The organism is Streptomyces lydicus (genome assembly GCF_000717345.1).
Lineage (GTDB): Bacteria > Actinomycetota > Actinomycetes > Streptomycetales > Streptomycetaceae > Streptomyces > Streptomyces lydicus.
Genome location: NZ_JNZA01000059.1, coordinates 1 through 14,892, shown reverse-complemented (window position 1 = coordinate 14,892; position 14,892 = coordinate 1). Strand labels below are relative to the sequence as shown.

The 14,892-nt window shown below is 73.7% G+C and carries 15 protein-coding genes and 1 pseudogene; 6 read left to right on the top strand and 10 right to left on the bottom strand.

Going from position 1 to position 14,892, the window contains the following annotated elements:
• Positions 1–195: 195 nt before the first annotated feature.
• The 3 genes and pseudogenes from OO62_RS34445 (at position 196) to OO62_RS34435 (ending at position 3,459) form a co-directional block, all read left to right on the top strand.
• Positions 196–906 (top strand): TetR/AcrR family transcriptional regulator, encoded by a 711-nt coding sequence (locus tag OO62_RS34445; protein WP_033271647.1) that lies wholly within the window; start codon positions 196–198, stop codon positions 904–906.
• A gap of 319 nt (positions 907–1,225) precedes the next feature.
• Positions 1,226–2,452 (top strand): annotated as a pseudogene (locus tag OO62_RS34440) (sensor histidine kinase); the annotation flags it as partial.
• Between the two features lie 341 nt (positions 2,453–2,793).
• Positions 2,794–3,459 carry a response regulator transcription factor gene (locus OO62_RS34435; protein WP_033271646.1) on the top strand — a complete coding sequence of 222 codons (666 nt, stop codon included), beginning with the start codon at positions 2,794–2,796 and terminating at the stop codon, positions 3,457–3,459.
• Between the two features lie 121 nt (positions 3,460–3,580).
• Here OO62_RS34435 and OO62_RS34430 read toward each other — a convergent pair whose 3' ends face one another.
• Positions 3,581–4,360, bottom strand: a complete 780-nt coding sequence (locus OO62_RS34430; protein ID WP_033271645.1) for a maleylpyruvate isomerase family mycothiol-dependent enzyme — start codon at positions 4,358–4,360, stop codon at positions 3,581–3,583.
• Positions 4,361–4,510: 150 nt separating this feature from the next.
• Positions 4,511–5,767 (bottom strand): MFS transporter, encoded by a 1,257-nt coding sequence (locus OO62_RS34425; protein WP_248782310.1) that lies wholly within the window; start codon positions 5,765–5,767, stop codon positions 4,511–4,513.
• Positions 5,768–5,784: 17 nt separating this feature from the next.
• Between OO62_RS34425 and OO62_RS34420 the strand changes: the two genes are divergently transcribed.
• Positions 5,785–7,005 carry an ROK family protein gene (locus OO62_RS34420; protein WP_033271643.1) on the top strand — a complete coding sequence of 407 codons (1,221 nt, stop codon included), beginning with the start codon at positions 5,785–5,787 and terminating at the stop codon, positions 7,003–7,005.
• Between the two features lie 71 nt (positions 7,006–7,076).
• On the opposite strand, the gene OO62_RS34415 is transcribed toward OO62_RS34420, so the two are convergent.
• The 4 genes from OO62_RS34415 to OO62_RS34400 all read right to left on the bottom strand — a co-directional run bounded on the left by OO62_RS34415 (position 7,077) and on the right by OO62_RS34400 (position 9,811).
• Positions 7,077–8,042: a phosphotriesterase family protein gene (locus OO62_RS34415; RefSeq protein ID WP_033271658.1), complete on the bottom strand. Its 966-nt coding sequence runs from the start codon at positions 8,040–8,042 to the stop codon at positions 7,077–7,079.
• Positions 8,039–8,623 carry a DUF4865 family protein gene (locus OO62_RS34410; RefSeq protein ID WP_033271642.1) on the bottom strand — a complete coding sequence of 195 codons (585 nt, stop codon included), beginning with the start codon at positions 8,621–8,623 and terminating at the stop codon, positions 8,039–8,041. The genes OO62_RS34415 and OO62_RS34410 overlap by 4 nt, the downstream gene beginning before the upstream one ends.
• Positions 8,624–8,697: 74 nt before the next feature.
• Positions 8,698–9,114: a (R)-mandelonitrile lyase gene (locus tag OO62_RS34405; protein ID WP_033271641.1), complete on the bottom strand. Its 417-nt coding sequence runs from the start codon at positions 9,112–9,114 to the stop codon at positions 8,698–8,700.
• An 88-nt stretch (positions 9,115–9,202) separates the two neighbouring features.
• Positions 9,203–9,811, bottom strand: coding sequence for a TetR/AcrR family transcriptional regulator (locus OO62_RS34400; RefSeq protein ID WP_033271657.1), 609 nt, complete (start codon positions 9,809–9,811; stop codon positions 9,203–9,205).
• A 242-nt stretch (positions 9,812–10,053) separates the two neighbouring features.
• Here OO62_RS34400 and OO62_RS34395 point away from each other — a divergent pair, with 242 nt between their 5' ends.
• Positions 10,054–10,362 carry an SHOCT domain-containing protein gene (locus tag OO62_RS34395; RefSeq protein ID WP_033271640.1) on the top strand — a complete coding sequence of 103 codons (309 nt, stop codon included), beginning with the start codon at positions 10,054–10,056 and terminating at the stop codon, positions 10,360–10,362.
• A 186-nt stretch (positions 10,363–10,548) separates the two neighbouring features.
• Here OO62_RS34395 and OO62_RS34390 read toward each other — a convergent pair whose 3' ends face one another.
• On the bottom strand, positions 10,549–11,055 hold the full coding sequence (locus OO62_RS34390; RefSeq protein ID WP_033271639.1) for an ATP-binding protein: 507 nt from the start codon (positions 11,053–11,055) through the stop codon (positions 10,549–10,551).
• Positions 11,056–11,229: 174 nt separating this feature from the next.
• Entirely contained in the window at positions 11,230–11,517 is a 288-nt protein-coding gene (locus tag OO62_RS34385) for a hypothetical protein (protein WP_033271638.1), read from the bottom strand.
• A 302-nt stretch (positions 11,518–11,819) separates the two neighbouring features.
• On the opposite strand from OO62_RS34385, the gene OO62_RS34380 reads away from it, so the two are divergent.
• Entirely contained in the window at positions 11,820–12,917 is a 1,098-nt protein-coding gene (locus OO62_RS34380; RefSeq protein WP_033271656.1) for a PLP-dependent cysteine synthase family protein, read from the top strand.
• Between the two features lie 163 nt (positions 12,918–13,080).
• On the opposite strand, the gene OO62_RS34375 is transcribed toward OO62_RS34380, so the two are convergent.
• Both OO62_RS34375 and OO62_RS34370 read right to left on the bottom strand, forming a co-directional pair.
• Positions 13,081–13,557, bottom strand: a complete 477-nt coding sequence (locus OO62_RS34375) for an SRPBCC family protein (RefSeq protein WP_033271637.1) — start codon at positions 13,555–13,557, stop codon at positions 13,081–13,083.
• Between the two features lie 132 nt (positions 13,558–13,689).
• The gene (locus OO62_RS34370; protein WP_033271636.1) at positions 13,690–14,535 is read right to left on the bottom strand and encodes a DeoR/GlpR family DNA-binding transcription regulator; all 846 of its coding nucleotides are present in this window, start codon (positions 14,533–14,535) and stop codon (positions 13,690–13,692) included.
• Positions 14,536–14,892 lie beyond the last annotated feature (357 nt).

Genomic DNA, 14,892 nt, shown 5'->3' with positions numbered 1-14,892 from the left:
CTCCTTGGGCGTTGGGGTGCGGTGAGGCGCAGGGGTTGGACGTAGGTGGTTGTGCGCTGCTCATTTGTGCGATCGGTGCTTTGTTTCGAGAGCACTGCTCTCGCTTGAGAACAGTGTGCACGGGGGCGGTGCGCCAAAGCAAGAGCAGTGCTCTCGTTTTTGTGCGGTGCTCCGGAAGCTGGCACACTGCTCGCCATGACTGCGATCCGAGGCGCCAGGGAACGGGCCCGTGGCGAGATCACCGAAGCCATCAAGGCCGAGGCCCGCCGGCAGCTGGCCGAGGAGGGCGCCGCCAAGCTCTCCCTGCGGGCCGTCGCCCGCGCACTCGGTATGGCCTCCTCGGCCCTCTACCGCTACTTCCCGAGTCGCGACGACCTGCTCACCGCGTTGATCATCGATGCCTACAACGCGCTCGGCGAGGCCGCGGAGAGTGCCCTCGGCTCCCTCCGCGGCCCCGAGGCCAAGCGTCCCGCGGCCCGCTGGCTGGCCCTTTGCCACGGCGTGCGCGACTGGGCGCTGGCCCATCCGCACGAGTACGCCCTGATCTACGGCTCGCCCGTCCCCGGTTACCGTGCCCCCAGCACCACCACGGAGGCCGCCGCGCGGGTAGGTCTCGCGTTGATCGGCGTCGTCCGCGACGCGCACGCCGCCGGCGCCCTGAAGGAGCCCGCGGAACCGCTGCCCGACCCGGTGGTGGCTGATGCGCTGGCCCTCGGTGCCGAACTGGGGGTGGAGTTGCCCGCCGCCGTGCTGGCGCGGCTCATCGGGGCCTGGGCGCAGCTCTTCGGGCTGCTCAGTTTCGAGCTCTTCGGCCAGTTCAACCGGGTGGTCGAGGCCCGTGCCGACTTCTTCGAGCAGGCCGTCCTCGAACTCGCCCGCAGTGTCGGCCTGCACACCCCACGCTGACCCGACCGAGCCGCGTCGACCGGTTGGGTCGCTCCGATCCACCAGGCCCGATGGACCCGACTGAACCGTGGTGCACCAGCAGCTGGGCCGTGCCGATGCCACGGAGCCGGATTGAGCGGACTTCACTGCGCCGACTCACGCCGAGCCGTACGGACGGCCTTGGCTCACGCCGAGCCGTACGGATCGCCTTGGCGCACGCTGACCCGCCTCGACCACGCTGACCCGCCGGCCGCCCCGGGCGTCGTACTCCCGGGGGAGTACGGCCGGCCACTGCGTCCGGGTGACGCCGCCGCGCCGCGCCGCGGTCTAGCGTGACGGCATGGAGAACGCACGGCCGCCGTGGGCGCGGCGCTGCCTCGGCCCAGTGTGGGAGCGGTGGCTGTCGGTCCCGCCCGGCAAGCCGCGCGGCGGGCACCGCACCCGCCTGCCCTGGCTCTCGACGCTGGCCGTCACGGTCTTCGTGACCGTCGGCTCCGGTTTCGCCGGGCACAACCAGGCGCACGGCCGCATTCCGCTCGAGTCCGTCGGCCGTGCGCTGCTCGTCATCGGCGGGGTCCTGCTGCTCTTCCGCCACCGCTACCCGCGCACCGTCGCCGTCGGTACCGCCGCGGCGACCGCCGCCTACCTTGTGGCCGGCTACCCGTACGGGCCGGTCTTCCTCACCCTCGCGCTGGGCGCCTTTGCGGCGATCCTCGCGGGACACCGCGCGGTGGCCTGGTGCGCGCTGGGCGGCGTCTGGGCCGTCCACCTGCTCGCCGCCCACTGGCTCTACCCGTGGCTGCCGCCGCCGCACGACGGGCCCGCCCCGTGGGACCAGGAAATCGTCGTCACGGTCTGGGTGGTGGCGGTGGTGGCACTCTCCGAGCTGGTACGGGTGCGCCGGGAGCAGCTGGCGAAGGCGCGGGCCGAGCGGGCCGCCGCGGAACGCCGCCGGGCCGACGAGGAACGGCTGCGGATCGCCCGTGAACTGCACGACGTCCTCGCGCACAGCATCTCCGTCATCAACGTCCAGGCGGGCGTGGGTCTGGCGCTGCTCGACAGTGATCCCGAGCAGGCACGCACCGCGCTGACCACGATCAAGGCCGCGAGCAAGGAAGCGCTCGGCGAGGTCCGTCAGGTCCTCGCCACTCTGCGCACCCCGGGCGACGCCCCGCGGTCTCCTGCGCCCGGTCTGGACCGGCTGCCCGAACTCGTCGAGCAGGCCCGGAGCGCCGGCCTCGCGGTGGACGTCACCACCGAGGGCACCCCCATACCTCTTGCGCCCGGCACCGACCTCGCCGCCTTCCGCATCGTCCAGGAGGCGCTCACCAACATCGTTCGGCACTCCGGTTCGCGCACTGCCCGGGTCCTGCTGCGGCACACCCGCGCGGCCCTGGAGATCCGGGTCGACGACGACGGCCCGGCGACCACCGGCGCGGACGGCCCGGCCGGCGGAGGCAACGGCCTGGCCGGTATGCGGGAGCGGGCCGCGGCGCTCGGCGGCACGGTGGAGGCCGGACCGCGCCCGGACGGCGGGTTCCGCGTCCGCGCCCGTATCCCGCTGGCCCCGGCACAAACGGGCGTGGAGAGCCGGGCGGGCGGGGAGGGCCACGTACGAACCGAGGGCCAAGCGGGTGCGGAGGGCCAAGCGGGTGCGGAGGGCCAAGCGGGCGCCGCGGGCCAAGGAGGCGCGGGCGGGCAACTGGGCCCGGACGCAGCAGCGGACCCGGGCTCAGGGGCGGGCGCGCGACGGTGCGGCGACACGCAAGAGGGCGCGGCCGCGCCGGCGGAGTCGGAGCCGGCGGCCGGGGCGGAGTGGCGGAAGCGGACCGCGGGGGGCCGGGGCGGTGATCCGGGCGCGGATACGGTGGGCCGGGGCGCCGGCCCCGAGGGGGACGAGGAGGAGTCGTGATCCGGGTACTGCTCGCGGACGACCAGCTGCTGGTCCGGGCCGGGTTCAAGGCGCTTCTCGACGCCCAGCCCGATATCGAGGTGGTCGCCGAGGCCGCGGACGGCCGGCAGACGCTGGCCGCGGTCCGCGAACACCGCCCGGACGTCGTCCTGATGGACATCCGCATGCCGGTCCTGGACGGCCTGGCCGCCACCCGCCGGGTCACCGAGGACCCCGAGTTGTCCGAGGTGAAGGTCGTCATGCTGACCACCTTCGAGCTTGACGAGTACGTCTTCGAGGCGATCCGCTCCGGCGCCTCCGGCTTTCTGGTCAAGGACACCGAACCGGAGGAACTCCTGCGGGCCGTGCGCGCGGTGGTGGCGGGTGACGCGCTGCTCTCGCCGGGCGTCACCCGCCGTCTGATCGCTGAGTTCGCGGCCCGCTCCAAGGAGCCGGCCGCGGCCGGCGCCCTGGCCGGACTGACCGAACGGGAACGCGAGGTGATGGCGCTGGTCGGTATCGGCCTCTCCAACGAGGAGATCGCCCGCCGCCTGGTCGTCAGCCCGCTCACCGCCAAGACCCACGTCAGCCGCACCATGGTCAAACTCGGCGCCCGCGACCGTGCCCAACTCGTCGTCCTGGCCTACGAGTCGGGGCTCGTACGGCCGGGGTGGCTGGGCTGACCCCAGGGCGGTGGCGGCCGGGCCGTATGCCGGGGGCGGGCCCTGTGGTGAGCGGGGCGCCGGCCGGCCCGTCAGCGGGGACCGGCCGGCCGGCGTACGGATGCCCCGGCGGGGCGGGCCGTCAGACGCCGGCGCGTTCCCGCCACAGCTCAGGGAGTTCACGATCGCCGGTGATCGTCAAGGCGTCCCACGGGCGCCGGTTCCACAGGGTGAGGTAGAGCTCCTCGGCCGGCCCCTCGATCGTGCAGTCGACGGGCTTGCCCTGCTCCGGGGAGTCGGAGCCGGAGAGGGAGCCGGCGTCGGCCGGGGTGCGCACCGTCCGCGGCGGGGCTTCGGAGAGGTGGACCGTCCAGTCGGCGTCCGGGGCGTCGGTCGCGCGCAGCCGGAGCGTACGCGGCACGTCCGTACGGATCCCGCTGCGGTCGCGGGCGTGAAGGCCCGTCAGGAGTTCGTCGATGCCGTCGGCGGCGAAGGAGGTGGGGAGGGGAGTGAGTGACGCACCGGCCGCCTGCTGGGCGTCGACGCGGTGCACGGACGTCTCATGGGCCTGGCGGCGGGCCCAGAACGTCAGCGGGGACGGCGCGGGCAGGAACGCCCAGGCGTCGAGGTCCCGCGGGGCGGAGTGCAGCGCGAGGACGAGGTGGTGATGGCCCTCGCGCAGCCAGCTGATGAGTTCCTCGTCGGGCAGGTCAGGTGCCTCCGCGGGACCGCTCGGCTGCTGCACTCCTTGGGCCACGATCTCCGTCGCCCAGCGGTGCACCCGCCCGATGTGGGTGACCAGGTCCCGCACCTGCCACTCGGGGCACGCCGGGACCGAGGCGTCCAGACCTGCCTCCTCGGCGGCGTCGGCGAGCAGGCTGCCGTCCAGTCGCAGCGTTTCGACGAACTCAGTGATCTCCATGCCACGAGTGTGCCAGCCGCCACTGACAGTCGACGGCGGCGGGGAGGCGCCGGTGCCCACAGGACCGGCGCCCGAGGCCGCGCATGCGCCGGTGCGTGACGCCCGCCCGGTGCGTGACGCCCGCCTGATGGGTGACGACCGCCCGATGCGTCACGCCCGCCCCGTGTGGTGGGCTCCGCGCGTCGCGCAGGCGATGGCGGCCGCGGTCGCGGCGAGCAGGGCGACCGTCGTCAGCGCGACGGGCAGGCTCCAGACCTCGGCCAGGAACCCGATGGCGGGCGGGCCGAGCAGCATGCCCCCGTAGCCGACCGTCGAGGCGACGGCGACGCCGTCCGCGCCGCCGCTCTCGCCGGCCCGGGCGATGGCGATCGGGAAGATGTTGGCGAGTCCCAGGCCCGCGACGGCGAAGCCGAGGCAGGCCGCCCAGGCGGTGGGGGCGAGCGCGCCGAGCAGCATGCCGGCGGCCGCCGTCGTCCCGCCCGCGATCAGCGCGCGGGCCGCTCCGAAGCGCTGCACCACCGCGGTTCCGGACAGCCGCCCCGCGGTCATCGCCAGCGCGAACACCGCGTAACCGGCGGCGGCCAGGCCGGGCCCGGCGGCCAGGTCCTGGGACAGGTGCAGTGCGCCCCAGTCGGCCAACGCCCCCTCGCCGTACGCGGTGCACAGGGCGATCAGCCCGAAGACCAGGACCAGTCGGCGCCCGCGGCCCGGCCGGGCGGCCCGGGTGTGGTCCGGTGCCGCGGGCATCCGCTCGGGCACCGTCGGGGCCGGGTGGGTGTGCAGCGTACGTCCCGCGACGGCCGTCGCCAGCAGCCCGATCGCGGCGAGCAACGACAGGTGGACGGTGGGGGAGAGGCGGCCCGCGATCAGCCCGCCGAGGCCCGCGCCGAGCATGCCGCCGAGGCTGAACGCGGCGTGGAAGCTGGGCATCACGGGCCGGCGCAGCGCGGCGATGAGATCGACGGCGGCGCTGTTCATCGCGACGTTGAGGGAGCCGTACGCGGCGCCGAAGACCAGCAGGACCAGTCCCAGCGCGGTCGCGGAGCGGGTGAGCGGCGGCAGCAGGATGCTCAGGGCGAGGGCGGCCGCGGAGGCGGTCGTCACGGCGTGGCTGCCGAACCGCCGGCAGAGCCGTCCGGTGAGCATCATGAACGCGACCGCGCCCGCCGACACGCCGAGCAGGGCGAGCCCGAGGGCGCCCGCGCCGGCGCCGGTCTGCGCCTTGATCGCCGGGATGCGGACGACCCATCCGGCGAAGAGGAAGCCGTCCATGGCGAAGAACGCGGTGACGGCGATGCGGAGTCGGGTGAGGTATGCGGGGTTCGGGAGGATTCGGGAGTGTCGATCGTGGGTGACGGAGTCCTGGTCCCGCGTAAGGACCCTCCGTATTTTGTTTAGCGTCGGCACAAAGCCAGAATAGAGGGGTGACCCAGACTCGGACAACCAGGCTGGAGCGGGGCCGTGGCGCCCTCGGACCCGCACTGGAGCTCGTACACACCGGCCGCGCACCCACCCGTGCCGTGCTGACCTCGGAACTCGGCGTGACCCGGGCGACCGCGGGGGCGGTGGCGGCCGAGCTCGAAGCGCTCGGCCTGATCACCGTCGACTCGCGGCCCACCGCCTCGGCCGGCTCCCAGGGGCGCCCCTCCCACCGGCTGTCCGTCGCCGAGAACGGTCCGGTCGTACTGGCCGCGCAGATCCACGCCGACGGCTACCGCGCCGCGCTGGTCGGCCTCGGCGGCCGCATCGTGGCGACCGCACCCGGCTGCGGCACCATCCCCGCCGACCCGGCACACGTCCTCGCCGAGGTCGTCGAGGCCGGCGCCACCCTGCTGCGCGAGACCGGCCGGCGCTGCCTGGGCGCCGGACTCGCGGTGCCGTCCGCGGTCGCGGAGCCGGACGGCGAGGCCCTCAACCCGCTGCACCTCGCCTGGCCGTCGGGCGCGCCCGTACGGGAACTCTTCCTGCGCGCGCTCGCCGACGCCGGCATCCCCGGCGTCACCGAGCAGATCGGTTTCACCGGCAACGATGTCAACCTGATGGCCCTCGCCGAACACCGCCACGGCGCCGGCCGGGGCGCCCGCGACCTGCTCTGCGTGGCCTCCGGTCACCGCGGCGTCGGCGGTGCGCTGGTGCTGGACGGGCGGCTGCACAGCGGCAGTTCGGGCCTGGCGCTGGAGGTCGGCCATCTGACGGTGCACCCCGAGGGCGCGCCCTGCCACTGCGGCAGCCGCGGCTGCCTGGACGTCGAGGCCGACCCGCTGGCCTTCCTCGTCGCGGCGGGCCGCGAACCGGGACCCGAGGTCTCGCTGCTCCAACAGGCCGCCGACCTGCTCCGCGACGAGTACGCCGACCCGGGCGTACGCGCCGCCGCCGACCTGCTCATCGACCGGCTCGGTCTCGGCATCGCCGGACTCGTCAACATCCTCAACCCGGACCGCATCATCCTCGGCGGGCTGCACCGCGCCCTGCTGGAGGCCGACCCGGAGCGGCTGCGTGCGGTGGTCGCCGACCGCAGTCTGTGGGGCCGCAGCGGCGGGGTGCCGATCCTGCCCTGCAGCCTGGACCACAACAGCCTGGTCGGCGCGGCGGAACTGGCCTGGCAGCCGGTGCTGGACGACCCGCTGGCGGTGGTCGGGCGGTAGGGGCGGCCCCGGCCGCCCCTGGGGCGCCCGGCCGGGATCAGGGGCGGCCGGGCACCGGGGACAGCCGTCTCTCAGCTCACCTGCGCCCCCGACGCCGGACGCGCCCAGTCAGCGGCGAAGGCGCGGGCCGGATTGGCGGTCAGAAACTGCGTCACCAGGGAGGAGCCCAGGGCGATTTCCAGCCGCTCCCGGTGGCGGCGCAGCAGAAACGGCATACCGGGGCCGCCGTTCACCGACCGGGCGCCGGCCGTGGTGGTGTCGCCGCCGAGCAGGATCCGGTCGCCGAAACCCGCGTCGGTGAGCGCGGCCAGTGCGTCCGGCAGCCGCCAGTCGGTCGCATGATGGGCCTGCGAGGGGCCGTCGAAGGCCAGATACGCCCCGGCCTCGGCGGCCCTCCGGTGCACCACGCCGTCCGGCGAACGGTTGAGATGCCCGAGGATCACCCGGTCCGGCGCGACCCCCAACTCGCCGCAGAGCAGGTCGAGTACGTCCAGCGCGCCGGTGCCCAGCTCCAGATGCACGCCGATGGCCGCCCCGGTGGCGTGCTGGGCCTCGGCGGCGGCCGCCATCGTGTACCGGGCGTGCCGGTCCAGACCGTGGAATCCCCCGGCCACCTTGATCATTCCGGCCCGTACGCCCGTCCCGCCGATGCCCTCGGTCAGCTCGCTGACGAACACCCCGGCGAGATCGGCCCGGACCCGTTCCAGCACCTCGGGCGCGTAGTGCACCGCCTGGTGCAGCCCGGTGGCGGCTACGATCCGTACCCCCGACTCCCGTGCCAGTCGCGGCAGTTCGCTCGCGCGGCGGCCCATGCCGTACGGCGTCCACTGGATCACCGACGCGCCGCCCGCCGCACGGAACGCGGCCAGTTCCGCGGCCGCCGCTGCTGCATCGGCCAGCTCCTGGCCCGGTAGCCGGGGGCTGCGCAGGAAGAGGTGGTCATGCGCGTCGCAGACACCGAGGGCCGCGGGGTCGAGGTCGCCGAGGACGGTACGTACGGCCGGCCCCGCGGGCCGGTCCGCGGCGGAGGCGCTCACCACTGGGGGCCCGCCCCCAGCCCGTCGAGGCCCGGCGCGGACAGATGCAGCACCTGGTAGCGGTCACCGGCGTCCTCCGGGGCGGCGTCCGCCCAGAGGGTGAAGTGGACCAGCTCCCAGTGGCGGGGATCGAGCGCGAGAGAGGTGGCGAAGACGCCTTCCGTGGCGGCCAGTTCCTGGTGCCGTGCCACCGCGTCCGCGACGACGGTGGCCGGATCCGCTCCCTCGGGGAGGGCCTCCGTGCGCCGCGAGAAGGCCCCCGGGAGACGGCCGGCGGCCGGGCCGGTCCGGTGGAAGAGCCCCTGCCAGTGTTGTACGGCCGGCCGCCCGAAGTCGCGGATCACGCCCCGGAACCCGTCGCCGAGGAGGAAGCGGTTCATGGCCGCGGGGTCGGCCCAGAGATAGAACGGCGCGTACTGATTGACGGGCGAGCCGTCGGTCCCGCGCTCGCGGATCCCGTACGCCTTGAGGCCGAGGCCCTCGAAGTCGTCGAGGAGGTGGCCCCGGGACTTCACACGGTGCCGGATGATCTCCATGTCGTAGTCGGCGGGGAGGGTGAGCGCGTACTGCATGGCGTGCATGGCAGAACTCCGTTAGGGGTGCGGGGGAGGGGCGAGGGCGGCGCGGGGGCCGTGGCGAGCGCCGGAGCGCCGGGTCACTCGTCGCCCGGAGCCGCGTCAGCCGGGTACTCGTGGGGGCCGACCAGCTCGGCCCACTCCGTCGTGGTGCCGTCGGCGGCGGCTTCGACGGTCGCCAGGTGGGTCATGAAGGTGTCCGGCCCGGCGCCGTGCCAGTGCCGCTCGCCCGGCGCGATCCAGACGGTGTCCCCGGGACGGATCGGCTCGACCGGGCCACCCGCGCGCTGAACGAGACCCGCGCCCTCGGTGACGTGCAGGACCTGGCCGTGCGGATGGGTGTGCCAGGCGGTGCGGGCGCCGGGCGCGAAGTGGACGCGGAAGATCCGCAGACGGGAGGGTGGCGGCGGGACGGCGATCTCGTGCAGCCGGACCGTGCCGGTGAAGTGCTCGGCCGGCCCCGGCCGACCGGCGGGGCGCTCGCGGGTGATCTCCATGGTGATGAACTCCTTGTGGCCGCCGGCTCGGCCGTCAGCCGGCCCGGCAATGACACGAACGGGGTGAAGGGTTGTTGCGCCGGGCGGCTCAGCCCCGGTCGCCGGTGGCCCCGCCGGGCGTGACCTGGGTGGCGAGCAGCGCCAGTACGCCCTGGACGGCGGCATCGAACGGCGCCGGATCGTCGGCCGCCCGGGCCAGGACGTAACCGCCCTGGACGACGGCGGCGACGGTGGCCGCGGTCGCCACCGGATCCAGCCCTGCGGCCAGCTCACCGCGCCGCTGCCCCTCGGCGAGTACGTCGGCGATCCGGCCCCGGAGCCAGCCGAACATCTGGTCCAGCGGAGTGCGCAGTTCGGGGTTCTGCACCACGTCCCGGTCCTGCGTCATCCGGCCGATCGGGCAGCCCCGCAGCACCGTCCGCTCGCGCGTCAGATAGGCCGCGACGCGGTCGTACGCCGTGCCGGGGCCACCCAGGCACTCCTCGGCGGTCTGCTGCATCGTCTGCGCGGTGCGCCGGAGCGCCGCCAGGGCGAGCGCGGACTTCCCGGAGAAGTGGTGGTACATGCTGCCCTGGCCGACGCCCGCACGCTCCAGGATCGCCTTGGGGCTGGTGCCGACGTAGCCCCGCTCCCACAGCAGCTCCTGGGTGCTGCGCACCAGCCGTTCCTGGGTCCCGAGCCGTTCTTCAGTGCTCATGATCGCACTGTACATACTGGTAGTTACAAAGTTCAAGGCTCGCGGTCCGGGCAGTGGAGCCCGGCAAGCGGCCGGGCCTCCGCGCTCCGGTCGGCGCAGCGGCGCCCTCCCGCCTACTCCCCGCGGGGTACGGGCGAAGCCGCTGGTCGTACGACGACTGACGGCCGCCGGTGGACGAGGCTCGGAAGGGTCAGCGCAGAGCTGATCCGACCCGACCCCGACCTCCTGAGGAGCTGATTGCCATGCCCGCACTCGCCGACCCCTGGTCCGGAGGCGGTCCCGGCCCCTGGATCCTGTTCGTTCCCGCCCTCTGGGCGCTGGTCATCTTCGGTGTGGTGACGCTGCTGCGCCGCACCGTGTGGCGCCACGGCGGCCCCGGCCGGCCGTTCCGTGGTCCTCAGGTCACCGCCCGCCTCGACGTCCCCTCGCCGGTCGCCGTGCTCGGGCGGCGCTTCGCCGCCGGCGAGATCGACGAGGAGGAGTACTGGCGCCGGATGTCCGTCCTGGAGGAACACTTCGGCGGTGCCGGCCCCAAGGGCGGTCCGGTGTAGCCGCGCAGCGCGGCGATGCACGCCACCCCGGCAAGTCACATGCGTCGCGGCCGTACGTGCACAGTCCCTGCGCAGAGCCGCATGAGGGGTCACCGCGACGGGCCCCGCCCGGCCCGGACCGGTCCCCGGACTCCCTTTCCCCGGAGGCGTGTTGCTCTCTCGGTGGAAGCAGGATCCGGGGTCCGGTCAGCCAACCGTCGCGCCCCCCGCCCGCGTGCGGGCCTCGGCCGCCGTACGGGCGTCGTCCAGGGGCAGCGGCTCCCAGTGCGGGCGGAGCGCACGGGCCTCCTCGGGGGCCGGCGTCAGGGCCGGAAGGGTGAACCACACGACCTTCCCCCCGCCCTCCGGCCGCATCCCCCAGTTCTCGCTCAGCGCCGCGATCAGCGCCAGCCCGCGCCCGCAGGTCTCCCAGTTGTCGGCGGCCCGGATGCGGGGCAGGCGCGGATCCTCGTCGTGCACGGCGACCGTCAACTGATCGAGGAGCACGGACAGTTCGACCGTGCACTGCTTGCTGGGGCGGGCGTGCCGGTGGACGTTGGCGAGGAGTTCGGTCACCCCGAGCGCGGCGGGATCTATCAAGGCGTCGAGACGCCAGTACCGCAGCTGGGCGGAGATGATTCTGCGCACGTGTCCGATGCGAGCCGGAACGGCTTGGAGCTCCACCGTGCAATGCCTGCTGGGCTGCCTGATCACGACCGCGACTCCCTGATGAGGCCGGGCGCCCCTCGTACCGGGCAGGGGCGAAGATCGGAGCCAGCGGTGCCCGCTGCATCACAGCGTCACCACTGGTGAACCCTCGGTGATACGAGTCCAGGGTCAGTCAGACGCTGCGCTCACGCAACCGCACTCCTCAGCCGGAGCGGGCCCTCAGCCACGTGGCGGACGTGCCGCTTCCAGGGCCTTGAAGAAGAGTTCCGGGGTGCCGAGAGTCAGCGAATAGCGGTTCCCGTTGAGCCTGGCGAGCGCCCGGTCCCGCGCCGCGAACAGCGGCTTGTGGGCCTCCACGGCCTGCAACGGAGCACTGTCGATCTCCGTGCCGTAGCTGGTCAGCAGGGCCAGCCGGCCGTCTCTGATGACGACCTGTCCGGCGCGGGTCAAGGACCGCAGCCATCGTTCGATCCGCACGCCGGTCGCGGTGAATTCGGCCTCCGCCATGGCCGGCACCTCCCCTCGATGAGAAGAGCAGTTCCCCATACCGCCCCTTGAGGGAAGTTTGCCGCCACAGCGCCCGCTGCACCAGTGGCCCCGAGCGGCGCGGCCCGCGCAACGCCCCTGACCCAGGGTCGCCTTGGGGTCTCTCAAAGCGATGTTTATGCAGGTGAGAAGGGTGCGGAGGGTGGTTATAGTCGGAATCGGCCCGGCGTTGCGCACGGGCCTCGAAACCCCTGAGGAGTGCGCCGGTGAGCACCGCACAGCAGCCGCAGAGCCGGCCCGACGAGGCCCCCGGCCGGGCCCCGATGCCGACCATCGATGTCGACCGCTCGGATCCGGACTACCGAAGCTGGCTCAAAGAAGCCGTACGCAAGGTCCAGGCGGACGCCAACCGCACCGCCGACACCCACCTCCTGCGCTTCCCGCTCCCCGAGGACTGGGGCATCGACCTCTACCTCAAGGACGAGTCGACGCACCCCACCGGCAGCCTCAAGCACCGGCTGGCCCGTTCGCTGTTCCTCTACGGGCTGTGCAACGGCTGGATCCGACCGGGCAAGCCGGTCATCGAGTCCTCCAGCGGCTCCACCGCCGTCTCCGAGGCGTACTTCGCCTCGCTCATCGGGGTGCCGTTCATCGCCGTGATGCCGGCCACCACCAGCCGCGAGAAGACCCGGCTGATCGAGTTCCACGGCGGCCGTTGCCATCTCGTGCAGGACCCACGGACCGTCTACGAGGTCTCCGCACGGCTCGCCGCCGAGTCCGGTGGGCACTACATGGACCAGTTCACCTACGCCGAACGGGCCACCGACTGGCGCGGCAACAACAACATCGCCGAGTCGATATACCAGCAGCTGCGGCTGGAGCGTTACCCCGAGCCGGCCTGGATCGTGGCCACCGCGGGCACCGGCGGCACCTCCGCGACCATCGCCCGCTACGTCCACTACATGCAGTACGACACCCTGATCTGCGTCCCCGACCCGGAGAACTCCTGCTTCTTCGACGGCTGGCGCACCGGCGACGCCATGACCGACTGCGCCACCGCCTCCCGCATAGAGGGCATCGGGCGGCCCCGGATGGAGCCGAGCTTCGTCCCCGGCGCGATCGACCGGATGATGAAGGTCCCCGACGCGGCCAGCATCGCCGCCGTACGCGCCCTGGAGGCGGCGATCGGCCGCAAGGCGGGCGGGTCGACGGGCACGGGCCTGTGGAGCGCCCTGAAGATCGTCGCGGAGATGGTCGCCGAGGGCCGCACCGGGTCCGTCGTCACCCTCCTCTGCGACCCCGGCGACCGCTACCTCGACAAGTACTACTCCGACGAGTGGCTGGCCTCCCAGGGCCTGGACATCGCGCCGTACGCGCGCACCATCGAGGAGTTCCTGGCCACCGGGTCCTGGCCCGCCTGAGCGTCCTCGCGGCGGGGGACCGGTAACCGGGGCCGGTCCCGTGCGAGGGGTGCTGGGGGCGCTCGGGCTGACCGGATTGCCAAGGTCACCCGCTCTCCGGGTCCCCGGCCTCCCCCTCACTTGGTCACCCGGTCCCGGTCACCCGGTCATCCGGTCACCCGTGTCAGATTCTGCCGAGCCGGTGGTCCAGGGTCCGTGCCGACTCCCGGAAGGCGCGGCCCAGGCCCGGCCTGGCGAGCAACAGCGCCCAGCGGAACGGCGCCGGGCCGTCCGCCGCGAACATCCACCGCAGCCGGGTGCCGCCGCCGGCTGCCGGCGTCAGCCGCCAGTCCTCCAACAGGGCCCGCAGGCCAGGGGCGTTGGTGGTGTCGACCCGATAGGCGTAGTGCTCGTCCGGCTCGGCAGCTAGCACCGTCTCGGTGAACCGGGTGCCGCCCGTGAGCCGTACCTCCCGGCCCTGCCCGCCGTGCGTCGACGTCGCTCGCGCCACGCCCGTGAACCAGGACGACCAGCCGGCCACATCGTCCGCCAGTGCCGCATACACCGCTTTCGGCGGCGCGGTCACCTCCGCGGCGAACACCAGCCGCAGCGGGGCGGATTCGACGAATTCGAGCTCGACGGGGCGGAGTCGGCGCGCCATGGACGGGCACCCCCTACGGGACGATCGACGGGCCGGGGTCCACGTCCCCGGCGCGCCTCACCATAGCTGACGCCCTGTCAGGTGTCTGCCCCTCGCTCGCGTCCGCCCCCGGCCGCCGGGGCCGCCCCTCGTTCAGAGTTCGGTGTCCACCGGCTGCTCGCCCGCCACCACCAGCTCGGGCGGCAGCTCCGCGAACTCCGCCCGCGCGCCGGCGGACAGACCCGCGTCCGTCACCAGCACATCGACCTGATCAAGGGTCGCGAACGAACTCAGCCCGACCGTGCCCCACTTGGTGTGATCGGCGACCACCACCACCCGGCGCGCGGACCGTACGAAGTGCCGGTTGGTCTCGGCCTCCGCCAGATTCGGCGTCGACAGCCCCGCCTCCACCGATATGCCGTGCACACCGAGGAAGAGCACATCGAAGTGCAGCGACCGGATCGCGGCGTCCGCCACCGGCCCCACGAGCGTGTCCGAGGGCGTACGCACCCCGCCCGTCAGCACCACCGTCGCGGCCCCGGCGCGCGGCGCCGTGCCACCACTGGCAGCGGCCCGCTGCGCGGTGTAGAAGACATCGGCCACCCGAACCGAATTCGTCACGACCGTCAGGTCCGGGACCTCCAGCAGCTGCTGTGCCAGCGCGAAGGCGGTCGTGCCGCCCGCCAGCGCGATGGCGCTGCCCGGAGCGGCCATCTCGGCCGCCGCCTTGGCGATGTCCTCCTTGGCGCTCAGCTCCAGCGACGACTTCGCCTCGAAGCCGGGCTCGTGCGTGCTCGGCTCACTGACCGGCACCGCGCCGCCGTGCACCTTCTCGACCATGCCCTGACGCGCCAGGGCGTCCAGATCGCGACGGACCGTCATGTCCGACACGCTCAGCTTGCGGGTGAGTTCGTTGACCCGCACCCCGCCGCGTCGCCTGACCTCGTCGAGAATCAGGGCACGCCGCTGCTCCGCAAGCAGGTTCTGGTTGTCGCTCACCCCGGCCCGTCCCTTCCGCCCGGCTCGCCATGTCGGGTCGTACGCGCTGGCTGCCGCCCGCGATCACTGGTTCCCTCATCCTCGCATGAGGTACCGACAGCGACGCCGCCCCGGCCACGATCAGTACGAAGCGTGCCTGGGGGCGCGGGCGCGCAGCCCGGCGGACCACAAACCCCGGAGGTGCGGGGTCCGACGGGCCACGACCCCCGGAGGTGCGGGGTCCGGCGGACCATGATCCCCGGAGGTGCGGGTCCGGCAGGCCGCGGATCGCGGCTGCGCGGAGGCTGCCCGGCCGAGGCTTCCCCCGCCCCCTCCCCCTCTCCCCCTTCGGGGGAGGGGGCGGGGGGTGGGTTCGGG